The organism is Acinetobacter sp., assembly GCF_049284435.1.
Taxonomy (GTDB): Bacteria; Pseudomonadota; Gammaproteobacteria; order Pseudomonadales; family Moraxellaceae; genus Acinetobacter.
In genome coordinates this window covers 1-25001 of sequence record NZ_JBAPXX010000028.1, presented here as the reverse complement: position 1 = coordinate 25001, position 25001 = coordinate 1, and the positions used below count along the sequence as shown (strand labels likewise).

Genomic DNA, 25001 nt, shown 5'->3' with positions numbered 1-25001 from the left:
TCTGCATACTGCTCGCAAGCCTGATCAAATTTTTCACCAATCGTCATGCCCAATAAAGGCTGACTGCTGGTTCCATAGGCATAGCTTAACCGTACTTGTGTCATTGAATCGATCTCCTTGATTCTTTTTAATTCTGATTTTCAACTTTACTAATTGTTTTATGACCACGACGACCTTGTCTGTGTACCGGTTTTTTGTGCGTTTATGCTTGTAAATTTTCCTCCTGTCCACGTACTGCGTTGACACAAAAATCGGCAATCTGTTTGACAAAGTGATCCTTATACTTCTGATCAAACATGACATTACGGGACGGATTTAAAGGTTCAATCACAACAAAGGTCATGGCACCAACCACGCCCAACGCTGCCGTATTCAAATCTTCAAATTCGAATTCTCCATTGACCTTTCCTTCGGCCAGAATTTCCTTAATGCTCTGCTTGAGCAGCTGCTTACTGCGAAAACGCTCATGTTCCATTTCCGGATCAACCGGTTCGAACATCAGTGAATACGCCAGTTGGGGGCTATTCATGGCACGCTTGACAAAAGTTGTAACAGATTTTTGCAATTTCAGTTTTGGCGACAAATCTGACTCGGCAATATGGTTCAGGATCCCGACTTCATGCTGAATCGCAGCCGACAAAACCTCGATTAAAATCTGGCTTTTGCTCTCGAAATATCGATAGACCAGCCCTGTAGAAACGCCTGCGCGCTCTGCAATCGCCTGTATCGATGCCTCCTTCAAGCCCCCTTGAATAATCAGTTCACGAGCAGATTCCAAAATCGACAGGCGATTTTGTTCCATTCGTTCCTGCATCAATGATGATCTTTTATAACTCATAAAATTATTCTCAACAAGATAAAATGAATTGTAAATCATTTTGTGAATATAGATTCACTTTTTTATTTTTTCGTTGTATGTTAAAACCACAAGCACAACAAAAATGCTTTTTTGGACACAACAAATATAACCTCAGGATGGATGAAGAATGAATTTACAAAGCTTGGATTTCGGTTTGGATGAAACTCTAATAGCGCTTCGTGATTCAGTGGCCGCATTTTGCGCCAAAGAAATTACCCCGATTGCTCAACAGGTTGACCGTGATAACGAGTTCCCTGCTCACCTTTGGAAAAAGTTTGGCGAGATGGGCCTGCTCGGGCTGACAGTCAGTGAGGAATATGGCGGTTCAAATTTTGGTTATCTCGCGCACATCATTGCCATGCAGGAAATTTCCCGCGCTTCTGCATCCATTGGGCTGTCCTATGGTGCACATTCTAACCTATGCGTAAACCAAATTAAGCGTAATGGTACGGAAGAACAGAAGCAGCGTTATCTACCTAAACTGATTTCTGGCGAATATGTCGGTGCACTGGCGATGTCTGAACCGAATGCCGGTTCGGATGTGGTCAGCATGAAGCTTAAAGCGGAAGACAAAGGCGATCATTATCTACTCAATGGTTCCAAGATGTGGATCACCAATGGTGGCGATGCCGATGTGCTGGTGGTCTATGCAAAAACCGATTTGCAAGCCGGTGCCAAAGGCATGACTGCCTTTCTGGTCGAGAAAAATATGCCGGGTTTCAGTCATGGTACGCATTTGGACAAACTGGGTATGCGCGGTTCAAACACTTATCCGCTGTTTTTTGACAATGTTCAAGTACCGAAAGAAAACGTCATGGGTGGCGTCGGCAATGGCACCAAAGTATTGATGAGTGGTCTGGATTACGAGCGTGCCGTATTGAGTGCTGGCCCATTAGGCATTATGGATGCCTGCATGGATACCGTGATTCCATATATTCATGACCGTAAACAGTTTGGTCAAGCACTGGGTGAATTCCAGTTGATGCAGGGCAAAATTGCCGACATGTATTCGACCTGGCTGGCATGTAAAGCCTTGGTCTATGCCGTTGGTGCTGAATGCGACAAGGCCGAGCATAGCCGTAGCCTGCGTAAAGATGCTGCCAGTGCCATTTTATATGCTGCTGAAAAAGCGACCTGGATGGCGGGTGAAACCATTCAGACTTTAGGTGGTAACGGTTATATCAACGAGTTTGCAGCCGGCCGATTATGGCGCGATGCCAAACTGTATGAAATTGGCGCCGGTACCTCAGAAATCCGCCGCATGTTGATTGGCCGTGAACTTTTCAACGAAACAGCCTAAACCTTAACACTTAGAATAAAACAAGGATGTTCGTCATGAATCAGTTATCGAGCAAAATCAATATACGTAGTGAAGAGTTTAAAACCAACCAGACTGCCATGCTGCAACTGGTGGATGACCTGAAACAGAAAGTTGAAAAGATCGCTTTGGGTGGTGGAGAAACTGCCCGCCAGAAACATCTGGACCGTGGCAAGTTGTTACCACGCGAACGGATTAACCACCTGATCGATCCAGGAACCGCTTTTCTGGAAATTGGTCAGCTGGCTGCCTATCAGGTCTATCAGGATGATGTACCTGCGGCAGGTGTGGTCGCTGGTGTTGGTCAGGTCAACGGTGTGACCTGCATGATCATCGCCAATGATGCTACGGTGAAAGGCGGTACTTATTATCCATTAACAGTGAAAAAGCATTTACGCGCTCAGGAAATTGCCGAGCAGAACCATCTAACCTGTATTTATCTGGTCGATTCGGGTGGTGCATATTTACCGCTACAAGATGAAGTATTCCCAGACCGCGATCACTTCGGCCGTATTTTCTACAATCAGGCACGCATGTCGAGCCAAGGCATTGCCCAGATTGCGGTAGTGATGGGTAGCTGTACTGCCGGTGGCGCTTATGTGCCTGCCATGTCGGATGAAACGATCATTGTCCGCAATCAGGGCACGATTTTCCTGGGCGGCCCTCCTCTGGTCAAAGCGGCTACCGGTGAAGTGGTTTCCAGTGAGGATCTGGGTGGTGGTGATGTGCATACCCGTTTGTCTGGCGTGGCCGATCATCTGGCGGAGAATGATGAACATGCGATTGCGATTGCCCGCAATATCGTAGCGAACCTGAATAAAAAGCAAAACAAAACTGCGGATGAAATCGAAGCGCCACTGTTTGACAGTTCGGAGTTGTACGGCATTGTGCCGAGTGATGCGCGCAAGCCTTTTGATATCCGTGAAGTGATTGCCCGCATTGTCGATGGTTCATGTTTTGACGAGTTCAAGGCACGTTTCGGCACCACCCTGGTGACCGGTTTTGCCAAGCTCTATGGCATGCCGGTCGGGATAATTGCCAATAACGGCATTCTATTTTCCGAGTCCGCCCAAAAAGGCGCACATTTTATTGAACTGTGTACTCAGCGCAATATTCCGCTGATCTTCCTGCAAAACATTACCGGCTTTATGGTCGGTCGCCAGTATGAAAATGAAGGTATTGCCAAGAATGGTGCCAAGCTGGTGATGGCAGTTGCTAATGCCAATGTTCCAAAACTGACCCTGGTGATTGGCGGTTCTTTTGGTGCCGGCAACTACGGCATGTGTGGCCGTGCCTATTCGCCACGCTTTATGTGGACCTGGCCAAACTCGCGTATTTCGGTGATGGGTGGTGAACAGGCATCCAGCGTTTTATCGACCTTAAAACGTGACCAGATTGAGCAAAAAGGTGGCAGCTGGTCAGCAGAAGAAGAAGACCAGTTTAAACAACCAATCCGTGATCAATACGAACGCCAAGGCCATCCTTACTATGCTTCATCACGTTTATGGGATGACGGTGTGATTGATCCAGCGCAATCACGTGAAGTTCTAGCCTTAAGTCTGGCTGCGGCCCTGAATGCGCCAATCCAGCCAACCAAATTCGGCGTGTTCCGCATGTAAGAGGTATCAAAAATGGATTATCAATTTTTACAGCTCGAACAGCAGAATCAGGTCGCGACAGTCTGGATTAACCGTGCTGAACTGCACAATGCCTTTAATACTCAAGTCATTGAAGAACTGCATGCCTGCTTCCAGTCTCTCAATGACCGTGAAGATGTGCGCGTGGTGATTCTGGCGGGTCGTGGCAAAAGCTTCTCGGCCGGTGCTGACCTGAACTGGATGAAACAGGCCGGTCAGGCATCACAGGCAGACAATGAGGCGGATGCTCTTAAACTGGCGAAAATGCTGCAAAGCCTGGCAACCTTAAAACAGCCGACTATTGCCCGTGTGCATGGCATTGCCTTTGGTGGCGGGATGGGCGTGGCATCTGCGTGTGATATCTGCGTGGCCAGTACCGATGCCAAGTTTGCGACGTCAGAAGTACGTTTAGGACTAGCCCCTTCAACGATTAGTCCTTATGTGATTCGTGCGATTGGTGCACGTCAGGCTTCACGTTATTTCCTGACCGCCGAGCGAATTTCTGCGGAACAGGCCAAAACGATTGGGCTGGCGCACGAAGTCACTACACCGGAACAACTTGACAGCAAAATTGATGAAATTGTTGAAGCTCTTTTACTCGGTGGTCCAGCCGCACAGAACGCATCAAAACAGTTGATTCAACTGGTTGATCAGCAGGTCCTGACCGAAGATCTGCTGCTTAAAACAGCACAGCATATTGCCCATATTCGCCAGGGAGATGAGGCGAAAAATGGACTGAATGCATTTTTAAACAAACAAAGCCCGGCCTGGATCAAGACCACGGCATAACAACGAGAAGGATCCTACGATGTTTGAAAAGATTTTAATTGCCAACCGTGGTGAAATTGCCTGCCGTGTCATTCGTACAGCGAAGAAATTAGGTATTGCCACCGTTGCCGTCTATTCCGATGCCGATGCGCAGGCACAGCATGTCAAACTGGCCGATGAAGCGATCTATATTGGTGAGTCGCCAGCTGCACAAAGTTATTTGCAGATTGAACGTATTATTCAGGCAGCCAAAACTACAGGCGCACAAGCCATTCACCCAGGTTATGGTTTCCTGTCTGAAAATGACCAGTTTGCCCTGGCCTGTCAGGACAACAATATTGTGTTTATTGGCCCGCCGGTGAATGCCATTCTGGCAATGGGTTTAAAAGCCACATCTAAAGCATTGATGGAAAAAGCCGGTGTACCTTTAACTCCCGGCTATCACGGTACAAATCAGGATGCCGATTTCCTGAAACAGCAAGCCGACAGCATCGGCTATCCGGTACTGATTAAAGCCAGTGCTGGAGGTGGCGGTAAAGGCATGCGTCTGGTGGAACGCAGTGAAGATTTCCTCAGTTCACTCGCATCTTGTAAAAGTGAAGCCCGTTCCAGCTTTGGTAATGAAGATGTGTTAATTGAACGTTATGTCATTCAACCACGTCATATTGAAGTGCAAGTGTTTGGTGATACCCACGGCAATTATGTACATCTGTTCGAACGTGATTGCTCGGTACAGCGCCGCCACCAGAAAGTGCTGGAAGAAGCACCTGCACCGAAAATGCCGGAAGACAAACTTGAGGCGATGCGTCAGGCGGCAATCGATGCTGCACGTGCAGTAAATTATGTCGGTGCCGGTACAGTCGAGTTTATCGTTGAGCAAGACGGTACAGCTTACTTCATGGAAATGAATACCCGCTTGCAGGTTGAACATCCAGTGACTGAAATGATTACCGGACAGGATCTGGTTGAATGGCAATTGCGCGTGGCCTTTGGTGAACCTTTACCGAAGCAGCAGCATGAATTGCAGATTCATGGACATGCACTCGAAGCCCGTGTCTATGCTGAAGAACCGGAAAAAGGCTTTATCCCGGCGATTGGTCAGATCAGCTATCTGCATTATCCGGAGCAAAGTGACTGTGTACGTGTGGATAGCGGTATTGTCGAAGGCGATGAAATCAGCACCTATTATGATCCGATGATTGCTAAACTGATTGTCTGGGGTAAGAACCGTGAAGCAGCCCTAACCCAGATGCACCATGCACTGGGTCAGTTCCATGTCGATGGTCTAGGCAATAATATCGCTTTTCTAGATCGCCTGGTGTTGTGTGACTCGTTTAAAAATGCACATTTAGATACTGACCTGATTCAGCGTGAAGAAGAATTTCTGCTCAAACCTTCTGCGGATATCAGTGCCGAACTGGTGGTCAGTGCCGCACTGATTGAACTACTGGCACGTCAAGCACAGAATCCCGTTCCAAGCAATCCGGTGTGGCAGCAGCAAGCATTCTGGCGCCTGAACCAGCAAAATAGTTATACAGTGCAATTACAACGCAATGGCATCAACCTAAAAATTCAGTTCAGCACCCAAGATCAAGGTTTTGCCGCCAGCTATAACGGTCAGCAGATTCAAATTCAGGGTCAGCTTATTGATGCACATACTTTAGCGTTGCAACTGGCAGGTAAACAGCAAAAACTGGCTTTTAGCCAGACTGAGCAAGGCATTACCCTATTCCAGAATGGTCAAAGCTATAAGTTTAATTACCTGAAGTCTGATTTTAATAATCAGGATGAACAAGGCACGGAAAATAACCTGATTGCGCCAATGCCAGGGGTCATTACCCAGGTGCTCGTGGCAGCCAATGACAAAGTCAAAAAAGATGATGTGCTGATGACGCTGGAAGCCATGAAGATCGAATACTCGATTCGCGCACCGCATGACGGCATCATCGCAAGTTCATATTTCCAGAAAGGTGACCAAGTCAAGGCCGGTGATGAACTGGTCGAGTTCCAGCCACTGGCGGAGGAAGTTGCATGACGGATTTTGTCAAAATCGTAGAAGTCGGACCGCGTGATGGCCTGCAGAATGAAAAAATGCCACTGACGCTGGATGACCGGAAAAACCTGATTCTGGACCTGATGAAAACCGGTCTGCAGTCAATCGAAGTCGGCTCCTGCGTCTCGGCCAAATGGGTACCACAAATGGCAGACAGTGATGTGCTCTTTGCCAGCTTACCCCAAGACCCGAACATCCAATTCAGTTTGTTAACCCCAAACATGAAAGGTTTTGAATTGGCAGTGGCTGTGGGTTGCAAGGAAGTGGCGGTATTTACCGCTGCTTCTGAAAGTTTTACCCGTAAAAACATCAACTGCTCGATTGATGAAAGCTTCGAGAAGTTTGCCGATGTCATGGCAGCAGCCAAAGCCAATGATATTAAGGTACGCGGCTATGTCTCCTGTATGGTGGACTGTCCTTATGAAGGTGCCATTGATCCGAAGCAGGTAGTTAAAGTCACGCAGCGTTTGCTGGAGATGGGCTGCTACGAAGTGTCATTGGGTGAAACCATCGGTACTGCTACCCCGGACCGGGTGAAAAAAGTCTGGGACGCCTGCTTGGCTCAGATCGATGCCAAATTTTTGGCAGGTCATTTTCATAATACCTATGGCATGGCCATCGCCAATATCTACCAGTCACTGTTGCAAGGCATTCGGGTCTTTGACTCCTCAATCGCCGGGCTGGGTGGCTGCCCTTATGCCAAAGGCGCTTCAGGCAATGTTTCAACTGAAGACCTGTATTACCTACTCTCTAATATGAGCTTTGAAACCGGTATTCAGCTGGACGCCCTGATGCAGGCCAGCCGTAATATCAGTGAAGTCTTGCAGCGCAACAATCCATCCAATTATGCCAGTGCATATTGGCAAAAAGCCTGTGCTTGAAAATAAGCTTGCTTGAGCAAAATGACCTCAAGCAAGCCATAAGGATATAAGCAGCAGATTGAAGTCTGCTACAACAATAATAGAGGTGACAAGATGTCAAACAAGGTTTATGACAGTGCTCAATCCGCCTTAAAGGATGTGGTGCAAGATGGTCATACTCTGGCTGTCGGTGGTTTTGGTTTATGTGGTATTCCAGAAGCCCTGATTGCAGCACTAAAAGAAACAGGTGCCAAAAATCTGACCTGCATTTCCAATAATGCCGGTGTAGACGGCTTCGGTCTGGGACTTCTGCTGGAAACCAAACAGATTAAAAAAATGATTTCCTCTTATGTGGGCGAAAACAAGGAATTCGAGCGTCAATATTTAAATGGCGAACTGGAAGTTGAACTGACCCCACAGGGTACACTAGCAGAAAAATTACGTGCTGGCGGCGCAGGCATTCCGGCTTTTTATACGGCGACGGGTGTCGGAACCGTGATTGCTGAAGGCAAAGATGTCCGAGAATTTAATGGTAAATCTTACATTCTGGAAGAATCTTTAACTGCCAATGTTGCGCTAGTCAAAGCCTATAAGGCCGATAAAGCCGGCAACCTGATTTTCCGTAAAACTGCCCAGAACTTTAATCCGGTCTGTGCCATGGCCGGTAAAGTTACCATTGCTGAAGTTGAAGAAATTGTCGAAATTGGTGTGCTGGATCCGGACGAAATCCATCTACCCGGCATTTATGTGAACCGGATAATCCTAAATGCTCAACCGGAAAAACGTATTGAACAGATGACCTTAAAGGCGGAGGCTTGATCATGGCTTGGACACGTAATGAAATGGCGCAGCGCGCGGCACAAGAGCTTGAAGATGGTTTCTATGTCAATTTGGGGATTGGCCTGCCGACGCTAGTCGCGAATTATATTCCGGAAAATATCAATGTCTGGCTGCAGTCGGAAAATGGTTTGCTGGGGATTGGCGAATTTCCAACCGAGGAGACTGTCGATGCCGATCTGATCAATGCTGGTAAACAGACCGTTACTGCACGGAAAGGAGCTTCATTTTTCTCAAGTGCTGATTCTTTCGCTATGATCCGTGGCGGTCATGTCAATATTGCCATTCTGGGTGCCATGGAAGTTTCAGAAACTGGTGATCTGGCCAACTGGATGATTCCGGGCAAAAAGGTCAAAGGCATGGGTGGCGCTATGGATCTGGTCGCGGGTGTACAAAAAGTTGTCGTTCTTATGGAACACTGCGCCAAAGATGGTACGCCTAAGATAGTTCCACAATGCAGCCTGCCACTGACCGGCCAGGCTGTGGTGAACCGGATTATTACCGATCTTGGAGTACTGGATGTCACTCCTGATGGAATTCGCCTGATTGAACTGGCGCCAGAGGTAAGTTTTGAAGATATTCAAAAAGTCACTGGGGTAGCGCTACTGCGTAACGCTGCCTGATCCATCCAGCCCTTAAGAATAAAATTTCTTAAGGGCTTTTTTATATAGAGATGCTTCATTTCAAAATAATAATCGCAGAATAAATGGATTTTAATCATGCAAACTCAACAAAATATCTTGCAGCGCTTCGCCTTGCGCGTCAGCGACTGGTCAGAAAAATGGTTCCCTGATTCTTATATTTTTGCCCTGCTTGGCGTGATCATTGTAGCGATTTCCGCTATTGGAATTGGCGCACCGGCACAGGATGTCGCGATTTCCTTTGGAGACGGCTTCTGGAGCCTGATCCCTTTTACCTTGCAGATGTGCATGCTGATCGTGGTCGGTTATGTGGTTTCAGTGTCCAAGCCTGTCCAGCTGCTTATCCAGAAAATGGCGCGCCTGCCGCATTCAGGTCGTGGTGCGATTGTCCTGGTCGCCACGGTCAGCCTGTTAATTTCCCTGATTAACTGGGCCATGAGTACGGTACTGACTGCACTTCTAGTGATTGCACTGGCACAGCGTAAAGAGCTTAATATGGATTACCGCGCTGCTGCGGCTGCCGCGATTATCGGGATGGGTGCGACCTAGGCACTGGGGATCAGTTCTTCAGCTGCACAGTTACAGGCCAATAAAAACAGTCTGCCTGAACCGATTTATAATCTGACGGGCGTGATTCCATTTACCGAGACTATTTTCTTGCCGCAATCCATGATCATGACGGCGGTACTGATTGTAGCTTCAATCGCGATTGCTTACTGGTCAGCACCCAAAGGCAACCATATTAAAACCATTGAGCATTTCCCGATTCAGATTGAAGAAAAAAACTAGAAGTATCTGCCGAAAAAAGACCGGGTGACTGGCTGGAAAATTCACCCATTTTAAGCATTTTGATCGTGATTCTGGGCGCAGTCTGGATGTTTAACGAATTTTCCAAAAGCAATCCGATTCTGGCCATTTCCAGCTTAAATACCTATAACTTTATCTTCCTGATTTTGGGCGTGGCCTTGCACGGTACACCACGAAATTTCCTGAATGCAGTCTCCAAGGCTGTTCCGGCTATTTCAGGGGTACTGATCCAGTTTCCGTTGTATGGCAGTATTGCCTTTATGATGACCAATTCTCTGAACTCAGCCGATCTGTCGCTATCACATTATATTGCAGAGTTTTTCGTTTCGATTGCCTCACAGGAAACCTTTGCCATCGTGATGGGACTCTATTCAGCGATTCTGGGTTTCTTTATTCCTTCTGGCGGTGGCAAATGGATTATTGAAGCGCCCTATGTGATGCAAGCAGCCCATGACCTGAAAGTACATCTGGGCTGGTCGGTACAGATATATAATGCTGCCGAAGCCTTGCCTAATCTGATTAACCCTTTCTTTATGCTGCCGATGTTGGGTATCCTGAAATTAAAAGCCAAAGATGTGATTGGATTTACGGTTACCCAGCTGATTTTCCATCTGCCTTTGGTACTTTTCCTGCTCTGGTTCCTGGGACGAACCCTGACCTATAGCCCGCCGGTATTTTCTTAATTTAAGACAATAAAAAAGGACGAAAATTCGTCCTTTTTTAGTTTAGGCAATCATCTTAGCTTACTTTCTTCTCAACCACGCCTTCATCATCTACTTCACGCACAATTCCCGTCTCAGTATTAACGACCTCAAAGGTCACGCGACGGTTCTGAAACTGTCCGGTAGGTGTGGCATTGGGTTCAACCGGCTGATCCTCTCCCATTCCAACCGCCTGTAATTGTGCAGGGTCAACGCCTTTTTGCACGAGATAACTGGTAATCGCCTGAGCGCGCTGTACGGACAGCACCTTATTTTCTGCTTCGCTGCCCTGAGCATCAGCATGTCCTTTAACTTTCAGGATAACTTGTGGCGCACGTTGTAATAATGCAGCTGCCTGATCCAGCACCAATTTATTGACTTCCGGAACTTCAGTCGATGCTGTATCAAAATTAATAATCTGTAAATTCAGTGCAGTCGCTACATCCAGCGCTTTAACATTATCGGTCTTGATACTAGCTAAGGCCTGTTCTGCTTCGCTATTGGCAGTATTAATCACGTCACTTCTATTGAGCGGCTGTTGGGTAACCACAGTGACATTTTTGGCTAGACTACGAATTTGTGCTGCCAGACGCTCGGCTTCAGCATTGGTTGCTGCACGCACTAAAACCTGATTACCAATCCAGTCCAGTGATACATTTGGCATTCCTTGGATTGTTCTCAAAACAGTCGGAATGGTATCCTGATCAATAAATTCTGAATGATAAACCTCACTGCTCAGCGCACCACAACCAATATTATAATTAAAGATCTGTTTGATCTCATTTTGTAGAATTTCCATATACTGCGGATTATTCAGCTGTAATTGGCAACTGATAATTTCGCCATTACTGCCGGTACTTAATCGCAAGGATGCAGGCTGAGCTGCGGCAACTTCGCTCGTTGCCTGGGTATTTGAATCTTCAACATCATCCTGCATGCAGCTACGAACCAAAAACAGGATCAAAGCCGCCAGGATCAGAAAAATAATAAACGGCCATAAAAAGCCGGTTTTTCTCTCTTCCTGAACAATGACGGTCTGTTCCGCCAATACAGGCTCCTGATTTAAATTCTGCCCCGTCAGGGGTGAAACTCCAAGTGCTGCCAGAATAGGGCCAGCCCAGACGGGTAATGCGCGCTGAATCGAATCGGCATGAGTTTCGAGCAAATGGCTAATCGCTTCCGGACTTGAAGCACCCGCTTCGGTCTGTAAAAAATTCATGGTCGGTACAATTGACCGGTTCAAGGTATGCTCTATTTCATCTTGCGGCGCGCTCTGATCCAATTGATCGAGAAACTGCTGCTTTAATGCCGGATTTGCATTGAATAATTCATGAATTTTTGGATTAAGTTGCTGACCAAGATTTTCAATCCAAGCGGGACGTACCTGCAATATACTTAAAAATATGGGATAGAATTGAGCCAAAGCTTGATCTTTGGCAAATAAATGCTCGGTTTCACCTTGAAGCACAATCGCCGTAACATCGCTTTTTAAGCGTTCTATAAAGTCTATATTCATAATCGTCACCATTCTTTTGATTTTTCTAATGTTTAATATTTAATCAGTGTAACGACCCCCATTTTTTGAAAATGTAAATAATTGTATGAATATCATAAAGTTTCACTGTTTTTGTTGAGTACTCATTTTACTGACACAGAATTCAAAAAATAAAAAAAGCCAGCCGAAGCTGACTTTTATAAAATTGGTATCACTTAAGCAGCAAAAGTTTGAACAACTTTACCCAGCACTTTTTGATTAATTAGCGGGGTATTTTTACCTTGTGACACGATGCTTTCTTTATTCAGGGTCCATTCCAGTTCCGGATCTAGCAGCACCCAGCCTGATTCATTTACCCAGCGATCTGCCATTTGTGCAACACGTGCCGGAGCTAAGGTCACTTTTTCCACCCATTCCAGTGGAGTCAACAACCCCTCACGAATCAGTTGCAGACCAAAAGGCACATAGGTATCAAAAGCAGTGAAACCTGACTGCGTTTCAGCAAACGGCGCCATTTTCGCAGAGCTGCTCAACGGTTCATGATGAGTACAAATCGCATCAATCACACCTGATTTCACCCCTTGACGCAGTAATTCTTTGTCCTGTTCAGAACGAAGCGGTGGACGCACATGTGCAAGAGAGTTAAATCCATCAATCAAATGATCGGTCAGATGTAACTGATGCATGGCCACATCACAGGTCACCGGTAAGCCTTTTCCCTTGGCAATACGGATTAATTCCACCGAAGCACCGCAAGACAACAGACCAAAGTGTGCACGTACATGGGTTGCTTCAATCATGAGCAAGTATTTGGCAATCGCCACAGTTTCGGCCAATGCCGGAATCATTGGTAAGCCCTGACGCGAAGCAATAAAGCCTTCATGCACACAGCCATCTTTGGCAATTTGCGGCTCTTCTGCATAGAACACCACCGTCAGGTCTAAGCCTGCAGCATATTCAAGCGTACGCAGTACCACGTCATCATTGGCAAAAGGTGCACTGGCATTGGAAACCGCAGTACAACCACCCTTTTTCAAGCCCGCCATATTTGCCGGTTGTTGGCCATTTAAGCCTTGGGTTTGCGCACCAATCACTTGAAGATAGATACCACCATCCAGCATGGCTTTTTCAACCAGGCCGTGAATCAGCGCGCCATTATCTTGTACGATTGGCTTTGAATCGGGTGGCGTAAATACGTGCAAAATGCCATTTTCACGCGCAGCTTTTCCTTCAGATTTAAGCGTACCGTGTTGCTGTTGACCCGGTTCACGTAAACGCGCACACAAATCGACCATGGTTGGCATTAACCATTTACCTTGACCATCAATCGTTTCAGAGACATCTATTGTTTCTGCAACGAATTTTCCATTTCCCAGATACACGGTCTGGATAGAATTAGTGTTTTGGATCGGATCAAGAACACGGACATTTTCAATTTTTACAATAGTCATGACTTATTCCTTAACCCGCAATCGCTTCAATCAAACCTTGTTCTTGCAACTGGCCTTGCATCGATAAAGCCAACACCGCCATACGCACTGCAATGCCATTGGTTACCTGCTTCAAAATCACAGACTGCGGACCGTCCGCAATACTTGAGTCGATTTCAACGCCGCGGTTCATTGGTCCTGGATGCATCACGATACAATCCGGTTTGGCCATGGCAAGACGTTCTTTATTCAAGCCATACATTTTGTAGAACTCAGCTTGCGAGGCCAGTGCTGGAGAATCAATACGCTCGTTTTGAATACGAAGCGTAATAATCACGTCGCAGTCTTTGATGCCGTCTTCCATATTATTAAATAGACGAACACCCTCGCCATATTCTTCAAAGCCCAATGGCAGCAAGGTATTCGGTGCAATCACCCGGATATCCTGGCAGCCTAAAGTTTGCAAGGCGGCTACATCTGAACGCGCGACACGTGAATGCTTGATATCGCCAATAATGGAAATCGACATTTCTTCGAATTTTTTCTTGGTTTCCCGGCGAATGGTCAGCATGTCCAGCATCGCTTGAGTCGGATGCGCATGACGGCCATCACCGGCATTAATAATTGCCACCGTTGGACAGACATCTTTGGCAATAAAATGCGCTGCCCCTGAAGATGAATGACGTACCACGAAAATATCGGCCGCCATGGCTTCCAGATTCCATAACGTGTCACGCAGGGTTTCACCTTTGGAAGTACTCGAACGGGCAATATCGATATTGAGAACGTTGGCAGAAAGGCGCTTGGCAGCGGCTTCAAAGGTGGTGCGGGTACGGGTAGAATTTTCGAAGAACAGGTTCATCACCGTTTTGCCTTCGAGCAAATTATTGGTGATCAGCTGATTTTGGTCATTAAAAAAGGACTGCGCAGTGTCCAATATTTTTGTCAGGGTTTCTTTAGAAAGACCTTCGATGGTCAAGAAGTGTTTTAGATTACCTTCTTTATTGAGTTGAATCTGGCTCGGTGTATGCAATGCCGCCAAGTGCATGAGAGATTCCTTATGCGTTAAGTCAACATATTATACAGAGATTGGCGAATTTTTATAGTTGGCCACACTGCTACTTGTACAAAAAGCATCTGAACAATAAAAACAGAAAATCAGATTCCTTTGTATTTTTTCAATAAGATAATTTAACCCGATTTGCATCTTGCTGATTTTAAGTACAAAACCAACGGGCGCTTCAGTCTGGAGCATTCACACCCATCTCAGGTTTAACGCAGTGCACCAATATAACGATGTGACACCTGTGCACGATAGATATCGTCTTCATCCGGTTCGACCGAGATCAGCCCTTCCTGCAGGATCGGCTGTGCAGATTCTGTTTGTGAGCCTGGTGCTGTTTCCGAAATCTCCAGTACCATTTTCAGGCGCTGGATCAGATGATTCAAATCTGGATCCTGGGTTTGCTCTGCCAGTTGAATCACATGCGAGGCATAGTCCAGGTTCTCTGCCAGATAAAGCGCATCAATCACCCGACCCGAAACCCGCCGTAAACGCGCATAAATTAAAGTGGCCACTGAAAAAGCGTCATGGTTGCGCAACTGATTGTCTAGCATTTGATTTCCCCTATCATAAAATTAGCTACAAGGCTGTCATCGCTCCCCATCGAGTAACAGCTTTGTTGGGATTAACTAGAGCAAAATGCGTACCAGTTCATCGATTTATAACGTGAATACTATTTTTCTCTATTACAAGCCGCGGCCTTTCAGAGAATTTAAAAAGCTTTCAATATAAAAATACGGTAAACTTGGCGCAGTTTTTTATTTATCTTTTTTGGTCTCTCTATTATATGAATACCTCTCCACGTTTAAGCAATTATTGGGTCACCTGTGCCGATGGTCTGGAAACCTTATTAGAAGAAGAAATACAAGGCTTAGGTGTTCAGAATATTGAGCGTTTTCCAGGCCGTTTAACGTTTAAAGGCACCCTGGAAAATGCCTACCGCATTTGCATGTGGTCACGTCTCGCTTCACGTGTCTTGATGCCGATCCATACGCATGAAATTGAATTTTCTCACGATACCCGTGATGTAGCAGAAGAGCTATATGAAGGTGCAATCAGTTTTGACTGGTCGCTGATTTTTGCCCCACAAAGTACCTTTGCGATTCGTTTGCATGTCGAACGTGATATCAAGGTCAACACCCAGTTTGCGACTTTACGTGCCAAAGATGGTGTGGTGGATTCCTTTATGGAAGCGGTGGGCAAACGTCCAAGCATTGACACCAAACAGCCAGAAATTACCATGTATATTCTGGCAGGCAAGAAAGAACATACTTACTGCCTGGACTTGTCTGGCGACTCTTTGCATAAACGCGGTTATCGTCGCTTTATGACTGACGCCCCGATCAAGGAAAACCTGGCTGCTGCAATTCTGCAAAAAGGCGAGCTTAAACAGATTAATCCGGACATCATTGTCGATCCAATGTGTGGGTCAGGTACATTTATCATTGAATCATTAATGATTTTGACTGACCGTGCACCTGGTCTGGTCCGTCGTTTCGGTTTTAATGGCTGGAATGGTCATGACCATGAACTGTGGATGAGCATCAAGGCAGAAGCAGCTGAGCGCCATCAAGCGGCAATGGAAAATCCATTACCACAATTCTATGCCTTCGATGCGGACTGGGAAGCCGTTAAAGCCACCAGACAAAATATTATCGCGGCGGGTTTTGAATCTGCTCTCGACAATATCATGATTGAAGAACGGACTTTAAATGACTGGCCTGATTTTCATGCAGAAGGCAAAAAAGTATTCTTCGTGACCAACCCGCCTTATGGTGAACGTCTCGGTGATAAAGCCCAAAACCGTTCTTTATATCTCGGTTTATCAGCTTTACTGCAAAAGAATTTCCCGAATCAAAAAGCGGCTGTGATTGCCTCACAAGTGGAACAGGCCGACGTGCTTGCGTTCAATGATCCGCAAATCCTGCGTTTGATGAATGGTAAATTGCCGATTTATATCCGCTTCGGTACGGTTAAACCGGCTGCGGTGGTACGTCCATTCCTAGAAAGCTGGCAGCCTCAGCAGTTTGAGCCGATTGAAGGTGCGATGGAGTTTGCCAACCGCCTGACCAAAAACATGCAAACTCTAAAAAAATGGGCAGTCAAGGAACAGATCCATTGTTTACGTCTGTATGATGCAGATTTACCTGATTTTAATGTCGCAGTAGATTTGTATGGCGAACGTTTACATGTACAAGAATATGCACCGCCTAAAACCATTGATCCTGAAAAAGCCAAGAAACGTTTTAACTTGGCCCTACAGGCAATTCGTGCAGTGACCGGTTTGGGCCGTGATGCGATCTTTATCAAAACGCGTGCGCGTCAGGAAGGTAAAAACCAGTACACCAAACAAAGTACAGCATCCAAGCGTTTTATCGTGCAGGAAGGCAAGGCCAAGATTCTGGTCAACCTGACCGATTACCTGGATACCGGTCTGTTCCTGGATCACCGTCAAATGCGTTTACGTATTGCACGTGAAGCGAAAGGCAAACACTTCCTGAACCTGTACAGCTATACCTCAACGGCAAGTTTACACGCTGCTTTGGGTGGTGCTGCAAGCACAACCAGTGTCGATCTGTCGAATACTTATTTGAACTGGTCGAAAGAAAACTTTGTTCTGAACGGTTTAACTGTAGATCATGCTGATGAACAACACCAGTTCTTTGCCTCTGACTGTTTCGAATGGCTGAAAGAAGGTCATGAGCAATATGAGCTGATCTTCATCGATCCACCAACCTTCTCCAACTCGAAGAAATTCTACGGGACTTTTGACGTACAGCGTGACCATTTGTCCCTGTTAAAACGTGCCATGAATCGCTTAACGACTGATGGTACCTTGTATTTCTCAAATAACTATCGCGGTTTTGAGATGGATGAAGAAATTCTGGCGTTCTTTGATGTTGAAGAAATCACTCAAGAGACCATTGGGCCTGACTTCAAGCGTAATCAAAAGATTCACCGTGCCTGGAAAATCCGTCATCCGCAAGTGTAATTTAATGATGGACTAACTAATTTCATCACGATTGATATCTTCTTTGTTTTTTCTGAGGTGAGTTTTAAGCAATGTTTTAAAGCTCGCCGCAACAAGAATACAAAAGTGTTGTGATGAAGAAAGTTAAAAATAAGATTAAAAAAAACCCAGCCTAGGCTGGGTTTTTTGTTGCAAGGAGAACCGGTTTAGTTAAGTTTCATTTTTTCGAAGATTAACTCACCCGCTTCAGCTTTCACTAGAATGTTATCGCCCGGCTGGAATTCTGCGCCCAGGATTTTCTGCGCCAGACCATTTTCAATACGCTGCTGGATTGCACGTTTCAGTGGACGCGCACCATAAAGTGGATCAAAACCGGCCTCAATCAGCTGATCGAAAGCAGTGTCATCTACCGATAAGCGCATATCGCGTTCTGCCAGACGTTGACGTAAACGGTTCAACTGGATATCGGCAATACCGCGAATCTGGTCTTTTTCCAGTGTATGGAAGACCACCAGTTCATCAATACGGTTAATAAATTCCGGACGAAAATGTTCCGATACCGCATTCATCACCACCGTACGGACTTCTTCTTTAGTGGCATTACCCCCCAGTTCACGTACATCCTGCGAACCCAAGTTCGAAGTCATGACGATCACAGAGTTTTTAAAGTCCACTACCCGGCCTTGCGAGTCAGTTAAACGGCCATCATCCAGTACCTGTAGCAAGATATTAAATACGTCCGGATGCGCTTTTTCGACTTCATCAAACAAGATCACACTATACGGTTTACGACGCACGGCTTCAGTCAGCACCCCACCTTCTTCATAACCGACATAGCCCGGAGGCGCACCAACCAAACGGCTCACCGAATGTTTTTCCATAAATTCTGACATATCGATACGCACCATGGCATCGTCGCTATCAAACAGGAAATTTGCCAGAGCTTTGGTCAATTCTGTTTTACCGACACCCGTTGGCCCCAGGAACAGGAATGATCCACTTGGACGGTTCGGATCTGACAAACCGGCACGTGAACGACGCACTGCATTGGATACTGCCACCACTGCTTCATCTTGGCCTACCACACGGTTATGCAGAAATTCTTCCATATGTAGAAGTTTGTCACGCTCACCTTGCAGCATTTTCGCAACTGGAATGCCGGTGGCGGCACTGACCACTTCAGCAATTTCATTGTCGGTGACTTTGTTACGCAGTAATTTTGGCGTTGCACTTTCATCCGCTTTTTCAGCCAGTTCAAGCTGCTTTTGCAGTTCTGGAATCACGCCATATTGCAAACGTGCTGCCTCGCCCAGATCACCTTCACGTTGAGCTTTTTCAAGTGCTGTACGCGCCTGATCCAGTTTGATCTGTACATCTTTATTGCCTTCGACCAGTGCTTTATCTGCACGCCAAACTTCTTCCAGATCATGATACTCTTTTTCAACTGTGGCGATCTGATCAGACAAGTATTGAATCTCAGCTTTGGCCCCTGAGTCTTCATCTTTTTTCACCGCTTCCAGCTGCATTTTTAACTGAATCAGACGACGTTCCAGTTTATCCAGAGCTTCTGGCTTAGAATCGAGTTCCATTTTGATGCGCGATGCTGCTTCATCAATCAGGTCAATGGCTTTATCCGGCAACTGACGGTCGGTGATATAGCGATGTGACATTTTCGCCGCCGCAATAATCGCGGAATCCAGAATCTGTACCCCGTGATGGGTGGCATAGCGATCTTTCAGACCACGCAGAATCGCAATGGTATCTTCCACGCTTGGCTCATCGACCAGCACTTTCTGGAAACGACGTTCCAGCGCTGCATCTTTTTCAATATACTGACGATATTCATCCAGTGTGGTCGCACCGACGCAGCGCAGCTCGCCACGTGCCAGCGCAGGTTTCAGCATGTTGCCGGCATCCATCGCGCCATCACCTTTACCAGCACCCACCAGCGTATGCAACTCGTCGATAAACAGGATGATTTCGCCTTCGTGTTTGGCAATATCTTTCAGAACGGCTTTTAAGCGCTCTTCAAACTCACCACGGTATTTGGCACCGGCCAGCAAAGAACCTAGATCTAGAGATAAAACACGTTTACCTTTGATTCCTTCAGGCACTTCACCATTGATAATCCGTTGCGCCAGACCTTCGACAATCGCAGTTTTACCTACCCCCGGCTCACCGATGAGTACCGGGTTGTTTTTGGTACGACGTGACAAGACCTGAATAGTACGGCGGATTTCATCATCACGGCCAATCACAGGATCAAGCTTGCCTGCCAACGCACGTTCAGTTAAATCAATGGTGTATTTATTCAGTGAATCACGCTGATCTTCATGATTGTTGCTCATGACTTTTTCATCGCCTCGAAATTGATTAATCACTTGGCCTAAAGTCTCTGCCTTTACGCCAACACTATTTAATAAGGTTTTGGTATTTCCGGTTTCTGCCAGTGCCAACAGCACCCAATCCGTAGATAAAAACTCATCTCCGGCTTTTTGCGCAAAGCTGTCTGCCAGATGCAATACTTTTGCTGCTTCAGGACTAAGGTTGATATCTGCTGATGGATTAGTCAGGGTTGCCGCATTGCTCAATGCTGTTTGTAACTTGGTTTGTAGCTCACGCAGATTAGCGCCGGCTTGTTGCAGCAGACTGACATTGGATGCTTCATCCATCAAGGTAGCTAAGATATGGATTCCATCAATCGAAGTATGATCCTTACTCATGGCAAGTGATTGCGCATCGGAAAGGGTTTGCTGCAGGCGATTGGTAAATTTTTCAAAACGCATTCTTGTTATTCCTCACAACAAATTTTCTACTTGATGGATATATGGGTACGGCTGATGAAATTTCAAATCATTTTTATATATTTTTCAAAAACTTAATTTATATTAGAAGACAGATATCAGTAATAATATTGGTATATATAAAGCAGATTTCAAGAGCGCCAAATAGAATTTTTATTTGCTTGTTCAGATGACCTGTATTGAATTTCCTTTCTGATCGATATTGATGGTTTTTTCGGGAAATTTATAGAAGACGGCTTAAATGTGTCGCATCCGTTCCAGAAGATCGATTACTTTGCTGAATCCTTGCGGCGTTTGGATCAGCCTACGTGGTAACTGATCATCTAGATAACGATTTGGTGAATTGATAAAAAGGCGCATTATTTCAAAATCGCCACCAGCAAGCTTAAACAATTGCTGATAAAGCTGCATTAAAGCGAGTGCCTGTTTTCCTTCACTCGTATGCGGAGCTAAATCATCTATTTGCACAAGCGATAATACATCTTTCTCCGAGACGCCGAGAATGGCAGCAAGTTCCAATTCCGTAAGCTGTAATTGCTCGGCTATTCGACTCGTGGCTTTCACTAATACTGTAGTTGGTAATGTCGTGGCTTCTGGATTCATTTTTTAAGGCCCATCTTCTTATGTTCATTTGATTATGCCGTTTTTAATTTCTGACATCTAGGTTGTGTGGACTCAACTTTGTTAATTTATAAAAATAAAAACACCCTCATATGAGGGTGTGTTTCAATCAGCATAAAGTTAAGGTGCAGGGTTCGGCTGCTGACGGTGAATATCTTCAATACCTTTAAGAATTTCTTCCGATAGATCGATTTCAAATGCCTGAATGTTTTCTTTCAGCTGATCCAGATTGGTGGCACCAATAATGGTACTGGTCACAAAGAACTGCTGCTTGATAAAGGCCAAAGCTAATTGGGTTAAGGTCAAACCATGCTGTTCTGCCAGCTGGGCATATTGCTCGGTTGCCCATTCACTTTCCGGATTGCTATAGCGGCTAAAACGGGAGAACAATGTTACACGGGCATTGGCAGGACGTGCGCCATGACGGAATTTACCGGTCAGATAACCAAATGCCAAAGGTGAATACGCCAATAAACCCACACCTTCATATTGGGCAATTTCTGACATGCCGATTTCATAAATGCGGTTCAGCAGGTTATAAGGATTTTGTACACTGACGAATTTCGACAAACCTAACTTCTCTGCGAGGTGTAGGAACTTCATCGTGCCCCACGGGGTTTCATTGGAAAGACCAATATAACGGATACGCCCTTTTTTAATTTCATCCTGTAAGGCAGTCAGAGTTTCTTCGAGATCTGTCACGGCACGGTCTTCTGCCGCTTCAGCATTGTCATAACCCAGCTTGCCAAAGAAATTGGTTGGGCGTTGCGGCCAGTGCAGCTGATACAGGTCGATATAATCGGTTTGCAAACGTGCAAGCGAGTTATCAATCGCAGCAGAAATTTCATCGGCAACAAAACGGGTTTGACCATCCCGGATATGACTACCGCCTTGCGATGGTCCCGCAATTTTTGAGGCTAAAAAAAGTTTGTCACGGCCACCACGGGCAGCGATCCAGTGACCAATAATACGCTCGGTTGCGCCCTGCGTTTCAGGTTTTGGAGGCACCGGATACATTTCCGCAGTATCCCAGAAATACAGTCCCTGATCTAAAGCATAATCCAATTGCTGAAAAGCCTGTTCTTGCGTGTTCTGCTCACCAAAGGTCATGGTGCCCAAACAAATTTCTGGCAAAAGAATGCCGGTATCCGCCAATGGTCTGAATTGCATAAAAACATCCTGTGAATTTTATTCAGTGAATTGAGATTAAGTGGGCTATAGCCTATCGGAATTATAATGGTGACTTAAATCATCTTTTCTGAGAAGCTTGTTCTAAATTTTTATGTATTAAGTAATGATGCATAAAAAAAGCAAATCCGAAGATTTGCTTTTTAATATCTGGATTATTCGTCTATGGCACCATCTGCCACTGCTTCAGACACTTCTTCTAGTGAAGCATCAAAGATCAGGATGGCTTTACCATCGGTTTCGATCATGCCCTGCTCTTCCAGGGTTTTCAGTACACGTCCGACCATTTCGCGGGAACAGCCAACAATACGGCCAATTTCCTGACGGGTAATACGAATCTGACGGCCATTCGGCAAAATCATCGCTTCTGGCTGTGAAGACAGGTCGATCAGACAACGTGCAATACGGCCTGAAACATCAATAAATGCCAGATCAGTGACTTTACGTGTGGTATTTTTCAAGCGGCGTACTAATTGAGCAAATACCGCATAGCTCAGATCAGGATATTGCTTGCTGATTTCGTGAAAGTTTTCATAGGTAATTTCGGCAATTTCACACACATCACGGGTACGAACTTCCGCAGTACGTTGTGGATTAACCTCGAATAAACCCATTTCCCCAAAGAAGTCACCCGCATTTAAATATGCAACGACAATTTCACGATCATCATCTTCACGAAGAATGATAGATACAGACCCCTTCAGAATTAAATACAAAGAGTTAGATTCTGATCCTGCATCAATGATCGTGGTACGTTTTGGATAACGATTAATATATGCACGTTTTAAAAGTGCTTTCACGGATTCTGGTAATTGCCCCGGAGAAAGCGCATCAGTGCTTAATTGTGAAAAGTTTGAAGTCATGCTAACAGTTCCGATTATGGATAATTTATAGATCGCACAAGACCTAATGTGAACTTGTCACACAGTGGGATTGAAATTCCGTATCAACCCAATTTATGTTAGTGTACAGTTACTTGACAAATTTATAGCTTTTTTTAGGTAGTTGCAATGCAAACAAGCGTTCATTGGTTAGAGAATGTTGCTTTTAAAGCAAAAACTCAAAGTGGTCATACTATTATCATGGATGGTTCAGCTGAATACGGTGGTGAAAACCGTGGTCCTCGTCCAATGGAGCTACTTTTAACTGGTCTGGGCGGCTGTGCTTCTTTCGATATTGTCACCATTTTAAAGAAAGCCCGTCAGGATATCACCGATGTACGCTGCGAATTAAAGGCTGAACGTGCAGATACAATTCCCGCAGTATTCACAAAAATTCACTTGCATTTTGTAGTGACTGGCAAAGCGATTAAAGACAAACAGGTCGCAAAAGCTGTAGAACTTTCTGCTGAAAAATATTGCTCTGCCAGCAAAATGCTGTCTGATGGCGGTGTTGAAATCACCCATGATTATGAAATTATCGAAGCAGAATAAAACCTAGATTTTGTAAAAAAAGCGGCTGGAAAAGCTGCTTTTTTTGTATCAGAAAATTGCCTATCAACAGTTTCACCCATTGCCTTTCATCAGAACCGTTGAACTGAATATTGAGTTCCGTCTTCAAAGCTCAGGATATTTTCTGGAAATCTTAAAGCGCCGAGTCGATGTCTGAACGCGATGCCCTGTTGACGATCGAGATAACGTTTACCCACCGAATAGTCTACACAAAATACGTTTTGTTGCTGTCCATACCATTGCAGTGCATCGATCGATTTGAGTAAGCCGGTTTTTTCTTCAGTTGGTTTAAAATTCCGCCAATAATGTCCAGTAATGACTGGAATTTGGTCTGTATAGCTGTCCCACCATGGCACGCGGTCGATCATCCGCCACCTTCCACCGGCATAGATCGGTTCTAAGGCGATTTTTTCCGCACCAGAAGTAATGACCCGAATCGGATTGTGCATTTGCTCACGTAGCTCTTTTTCTGCGAGACTTTGCAATAAAGGTAAAGTTGCACCTGGATCTTTGAATTGATGCTGGTAGCGTTGCTGCTCCATCTGAATTGATTCATTGATATCTAAGGCTTGCAGGTCTAGCGCTGTATGTTGAACGAAATCAGCATAGGCTTCACCAAGCGAAGTAAAACCAGAATTGCGTAATTGATCAATTGATCCTTGATGCCAACAGGCATGCACAACACGCAGCCGCTCCGACTCCAAGGCCAACGGTAAGCTATTTAAAAAATCCAGAATCCATTGTCGATCTTTGATTGAGGCTTGGATCGAATCAAAAGGTTTCAGATCATCCTGATGCGGTGAACCAAAAAACCAGCCATTGCCTTCCCGCAAAGTATCGGTCAACAAGTTCAGTTCATGATTACCCATCACACATTGTGCATAGCCTTGATCTACCAGCTGCTTGACCCGTTGAAGCACCGCAACACTGTCTTGCCCCCGGTCACACAGATCACCGACAAAAATCAGTTTACGCTGTTCAGGATGGCGGCCGTAACGATCATAGCCTAATACATGAATCAGTTGTTCCAGCGCGGCAATCTCACCATGAATATCCCCTACGATATCCACGGGGCCAGTGAAAGCCTGCTGTATAAATGAGTACTTCATTTATGCATCCTGAATTAAGTCTAAAACAGAATATATCCCTATGAGTATGCTTTAAATTTATGTAGATCTGAATACAAGACGAGTCTTCATTTAATATTTAGTAATGCAATTCCCTATACCTACATGAAATTAACTCCAGTCTGATTCAGGCAAAAAAAAGCATGTGCTCTCTCAAAGACAACCCATGCTTATAAGGAAATTTTTTAAGACTTAAAATAATTCAATGGCAATTTCAAATAAGACATCCCATTGGCTTCAGGTTCAGGAAACTGCCCTGCTTTCATATTGATCTGAATCGCCGGTAGAATCAGCTTAGGCATATTGAGTCCTGAATCTCGCTGGTTTCGCATCTTGGCAAATTCAGCTTTACTGATTCCCTGATGAATAT

20 protein-coding genes and 2 pseudogenes are annotated in these 25001 nt (G+C 45.4%); 10 read left to right on the top strand and 12 right to left on the bottom strand.

Features of this window, described 5'->3' with window-relative positions; translation table 11 throughout:
• The coding region (locus WAK81_RS02235) for a hypothetical protein (RefSeq protein WP_422195510.1) at nucleotides 1-104 on the bottom strand (104 nt) is incomplete at its 3' end.
• A 98-nt stretch (nucleotides 105-202) separates the two neighbouring features.
• Nucleotides 203-838: a TetR/AcrR family transcriptional regulator gene (locus tag WAK81_RS02230; protein WP_005251442.1), complete on the bottom strand. Its 636-nt coding sequence runs from the start codon at nucleotides 836-838 to the stop codon at nucleotides 203-205.
• Nucleotides 839-986: 148 nt separating this feature from the next.
• Between WAK81_RS02230 and WAK81_RS02225 the strand changes: the two genes are divergently transcribed.
• The 8 genes and pseudogenes from WAK81_RS02225 to WAK81_RS02190 all read left to right on the top strand — a co-directional run bounded on the left by WAK81_RS02225 (nucleotide 987) and on the right by WAK81_RS02190 (nucleotide 10463).
• Nucleotides 987-2159: an isovaleryl-CoA dehydrogenase gene (locus tag WAK81_RS02225; protein ID WP_422195509.1), complete on the top strand. Its 1173-nt coding sequence runs from the start codon at nucleotides 987-989 to the stop codon at nucleotides 2157-2159.
• 35 nt (nucleotides 2160-2194) lie between these two features.
• Nucleotides 2195-3796: a carboxyl transferase domain-containing protein gene (locus WAK81_RS02220; protein WP_422195508.1), complete on the top strand. Its 1602-nt coding sequence runs from the start codon at nucleotides 2195-2197 to the stop codon at nucleotides 3794-3796.
• A 12-nt stretch (nucleotides 3797-3808) separates the two neighbouring features.
• Entirely contained in the window at nucleotides 3809-4603 is a 795-nt protein-coding gene (locus tag WAK81_RS02215) for an enoyl-CoA hydratase/isomerase family protein (RefSeq protein WP_422195507.1), read from the top strand.
• A gap of 19 nt (nucleotides 4604-4622) precedes the next feature.
• On the top strand, nucleotides 4623-6617 hold the full coding sequence (locus WAK81_RS02210; RefSeq protein ID WP_422195506.1) for an acetyl/propionyl/methylcrotonyl-CoA carboxylase subunit alpha: 1995 nt from the start codon (nucleotides 4623-4625) through the stop codon (nucleotides 6615-6617).
• The gene (locus WAK81_RS02205; RefSeq protein ID WP_422195505.1) at nucleotides 6614-7516 is read left to right on the top strand and encodes a hydroxymethylglutaryl-CoA lyase; all 903 of its coding nucleotides are present in this window, start codon (nucleotides 6614-6616) and stop codon (nucleotides 7514-7516) included. Before WAK81_RS02210 ends, WAK81_RS02205 begins: the two co-directional genes overlap by 4 nt.
• Nucleotides 7517-7609: 93 nt before the next feature.
• The gene (locus WAK81_RS02200; RefSeq protein WP_422195504.1) at nucleotides 7610-8314 is read left to right on the top strand and encodes a CoA transferase subunit A; all 705 of its coding nucleotides are present in this window, start codon (nucleotides 7610-7612) and stop codon (nucleotides 8312-8314) included.
• A 2-nt stretch (nucleotides 8315-8316) separates the two neighbouring features.
• A complete protein-coding gene (locus tag WAK81_RS02195; protein WP_422195503.1) occupies nucleotides 8317-8955 on the top strand; it encodes a CoA transferase subunit B in 639 nt (212 codons plus the stop codon).
• Between the two features lie 96 nt (nucleotides 8956-9051).
• Nucleotides 9052-10463, top strand: a pseudogene (locus tag WAK81_RS02190) (short-chain fatty acid transporter).
• A 55-nt stretch (nucleotides 10464-10518) separates the two neighbouring features.
• Here the strand turns inward: WAK81_RS02190 and WAK81_RS02185 are convergent.
• The 4 genes from WAK81_RS02185 to WAK81_RS02170 form a co-directional block, all read right to left on the bottom strand.
• On the bottom strand, nucleotides 10519-12009 hold the full coding sequence (locus WAK81_RS02185; protein WP_422195502.1) for an OmpA family protein: 1491 nt from the start codon (nucleotides 12007-12009) through the stop codon (nucleotides 10519-10521).
• A 182-nt stretch (nucleotides 12010-12191) separates the two neighbouring features.
• Nucleotides 12192-13427, bottom strand: a complete 1236-nt coding sequence (locus WAK81_RS02180) for a dihydroorotase (RefSeq protein WP_422195501.1) — start codon at nucleotides 13425-13427, stop codon at nucleotides 12192-12194.
• A gap of 10 nt (nucleotides 13428-13437) precedes the next feature.
• Nucleotides 13438-14454, bottom strand: coding sequence for an aspartate carbamoyltransferase catalytic subunit (locus tag WAK81_RS02175; protein WP_422195500.1), 1017 nt, complete (start codon nucleotides 14452-14454; stop codon nucleotides 13438-13440).
• A gap of 224 nt (nucleotides 14455-14678) precedes the next feature.
• Nucleotides 14679-15023 (bottom strand): hypothetical protein, encoded by a 345-nt coding sequence (locus WAK81_RS02170; RefSeq protein ID WP_422195499.1) that lies wholly within the window; start codon nucleotides 15021-15023, stop codon nucleotides 14679-14681.
• Between the two features lie 233 nt (nucleotides 15024-15256).
• Between WAK81_RS02170 and rlmKL the strand changes: the two genes are divergently transcribed.
• On the top strand, nucleotides 15257-17461 hold the full coding sequence (gene rlmKL, locus WAK81_RS02165) for a bifunctional 23S rRNA (guanine(2069)-N(7))-methyltransferase RlmK/23S rRNA (guanine(2445)-N(2))-methyltransferase RlmL (protein ID WP_422195498.1): 2205 nt from the start codon (nucleotides 15257-15259) through the stop codon (nucleotides 17459-17461).
• Between the two features lie 185 nt (nucleotides 17462-17646).
• Here rlmKL and clpB read toward each other — a convergent pair whose 3' ends face one another.
• The 4 genes from clpB to crp all read right to left on the bottom strand — a co-directional run bounded on the left by clpB (nucleotide 17647) and on the right by crp (nucleotide 22916).
• Nucleotides 17647-20226, bottom strand: a complete 2580-nt coding sequence (clpB, locus tag WAK81_RS02160; protein WP_422195497.1) for an ATP-dependent chaperone ClpB — start codon at nucleotides 20224-20226, stop codon at nucleotides 17647-17649.
• Between the two features lie 255 nt (nucleotides 20227-20481).
• Nucleotides 20482-20847 (bottom strand): antitoxin Xre/MbcA/ParS toxin-binding domain-containing protein, encoded by a 366-nt coding sequence (locus WAK81_RS02155; RefSeq protein ID WP_422195496.1) that lies wholly within the window; start codon nucleotides 20845-20847, stop codon nucleotides 20482-20484.
• Between the two features lie 138 nt (nucleotides 20848-20985).
• The gene (locus WAK81_RS02150) at nucleotides 20986-22035 is read right to left on the bottom strand and encodes an NADP(H)-dependent aldo-keto reductase (RefSeq protein ID WP_422195495.1); all 1050 of its coding nucleotides are present in this window, start codon (nucleotides 22033-22035) and stop codon (nucleotides 20986-20988) included.
• A gap of 173 nt (nucleotides 22036-22208) precedes the next feature.
• Nucleotides 22209-22916 carry a cAMP-activated global transcriptional regulator CRP gene (crp, locus tag WAK81_RS02145; RefSeq protein ID WP_422195494.1) on the bottom strand — a complete coding sequence of 236 codons (708 nt, stop codon included), beginning with the start codon at nucleotides 22914-22916 and terminating at the stop codon, nucleotides 22209-22211.
• Nucleotides 22917-23063: 147 nt separating this feature from the next.
• Between crp and WAK81_RS02140 the strand changes: the two genes are divergently transcribed.
• Nucleotides 23064-23486, top strand: a complete 423-nt coding sequence (locus WAK81_RS02140; RefSeq protein ID WP_422195493.1) for an OsmC family protein — start codon at nucleotides 23064-23066, stop codon at nucleotides 23484-23486.
• A gap of 89 nt (nucleotides 23487-23575) precedes the next feature.
• On the opposite strand, the gene WAK81_RS02135 is transcribed toward WAK81_RS02140, so the two are convergent.
• Together WAK81_RS02135 and WAK81_RS02130 are read right to left on the bottom strand one after the other, a co-directional pair.
• The gene (locus tag WAK81_RS02135) at nucleotides 23576-24613 is read right to left on the bottom strand and encodes a metallophosphoesterase (RefSeq protein ID WP_422195492.1); all 1038 of its coding nucleotides are present in this window, start codon (nucleotides 24611-24613) and stop codon (nucleotides 23576-23578) included.
• 203 nt (nucleotides 24614-24816) lie between these two features.
• A pseudogene (locus WAK81_RS02130) lies at nucleotides 24817-25001 on the bottom strand (MBL fold metallo-hydrolase); the annotation flags it as partial.

Excerpts from the sequence above, each read along its gene's own strand:
- rlmKL (WP_422195498.1), top strand. The coding sequence starts at position 15,257 with ATGAATACCTCTCCACGTTTAAGCAATTATTGGGTCACCTGTGCCGAT.
- WAK81_RS02205 (WP_422195505.1), top strand. The coding sequence starts at position 6,614 with ATGACGGATTTTGTCAAAATCGTAGAAGTCGGACCGCGTGATGGCCTG.
- WAK81_RS02170 (WP_422195499.1), bottom strand. The coding sequence starts at position 15,023 with ATGCTAGACAATCAGTTGCGCAACCATGACGCTTTTTCAGTGGCCACT.
- WAK81_RS02175 (WP_422195500.1), bottom strand. The coding sequence starts at position 14,454 with ATGCACTTGGCGGCATTGCATACACCGAGCCAGATTCAACTCAATAAA.
- WAK81_RS02195 (WP_422195503.1), top strand. The coding sequence starts at position 8,317 with ATGGCTTGGACACGTAATGAAATGGCGCAGCGCGCGGCACAAGAGCTT.
- WAK81_RS02230 (WP_005251442.1), bottom strand. The coding sequence starts at position 838 with ATGAGTTATAAAAGATCATCATTGATGCAGGAACGAATGGAACAAAAT.
- WAK81_RS02185 (WP_422195502.1), bottom strand. The coding sequence starts at position 12,009 with ATGGTGACGATTATGAATATAGACTTTATAGAACGCTTAAAAAGCGAT.
- WAK81_RS02140 (WP_422195493.1), top strand. The coding sequence starts at position 23,064 with ATGCAAACAAGCGTTCATTGGTTAGAGAATGTTGCTTTTAAAGCAAAA.
- WAK81_RS02215 (WP_422195507.1), top strand. The coding sequence starts at position 3,809 with ATGGATTATCAATTTTTACAGCTCGAACAGCAGAATCAGGTCGCGACA.
- WAK81_RS02200 (WP_422195504.1), top strand. The coding sequence starts at position 7,610 with ATGTCAAACAAGGTTTATGACAGTGCTCAATCCGCCTTAAAGGATGTG.
- crp (WP_422195494.1), bottom strand. The coding sequence starts at position 22,916 with ATGACTTCAAACTTTTCACAATTAAGCACTGATGCGCTTTCTCCGGGG.
- clpB (WP_422195497.1), bottom strand. The coding sequence starts at position 20,226 with ATGCGTTTTGAAAAATTTACCAATCGCCTGCAGCAAACCCTTTCCGAT.
- WAK81_RS02225 (WP_422195509.1), top strand. The coding sequence starts at position 987 with ATGAATTTACAAAGCTTGGATTTCGGTTTGGATGAAACTCTAATAGCG.
- WAK81_RS02135 (WP_422195492.1), bottom strand. The coding sequence starts at position 24,613 with ATGAAGTACTCATTTATACAGCAGGCTTTCACTGGCCCCGTGGATATC.
- WAK81_RS02220 (WP_422195508.1), top strand. The coding sequence starts at position 2,195 with ATGAATCAGTTATCGAGCAAAATCAATATACGTAGTGAAGAGTTTAAA.
- WAK81_RS02155 (WP_422195496.1), bottom strand. The coding sequence starts at position 20,847 with ATGAATCCAGAAGCCACGACATTACCAACTACAGTATTAGTGAAAGCC.
- WAK81_RS02210 (WP_422195506.1), top strand. The coding sequence starts at position 4,623 with ATGTTTGAAAAGATTTTAATTGCCAACCGTGGTGAAATTGCCTGCCGT.
- WAK81_RS02150 (WP_422195495.1), bottom strand. The coding sequence starts at position 22,035 with ATGCAATTCAGACCATTGGCGGATACCGGCATTCTTTTGCCAGAAATT.
- WAK81_RS02180 (WP_422195501.1), bottom strand. The coding sequence starts at position 13,427 with ATGACTATTGTAAAAATTGAAAATGTCCGTGTTCTTGATCCGATCCAA.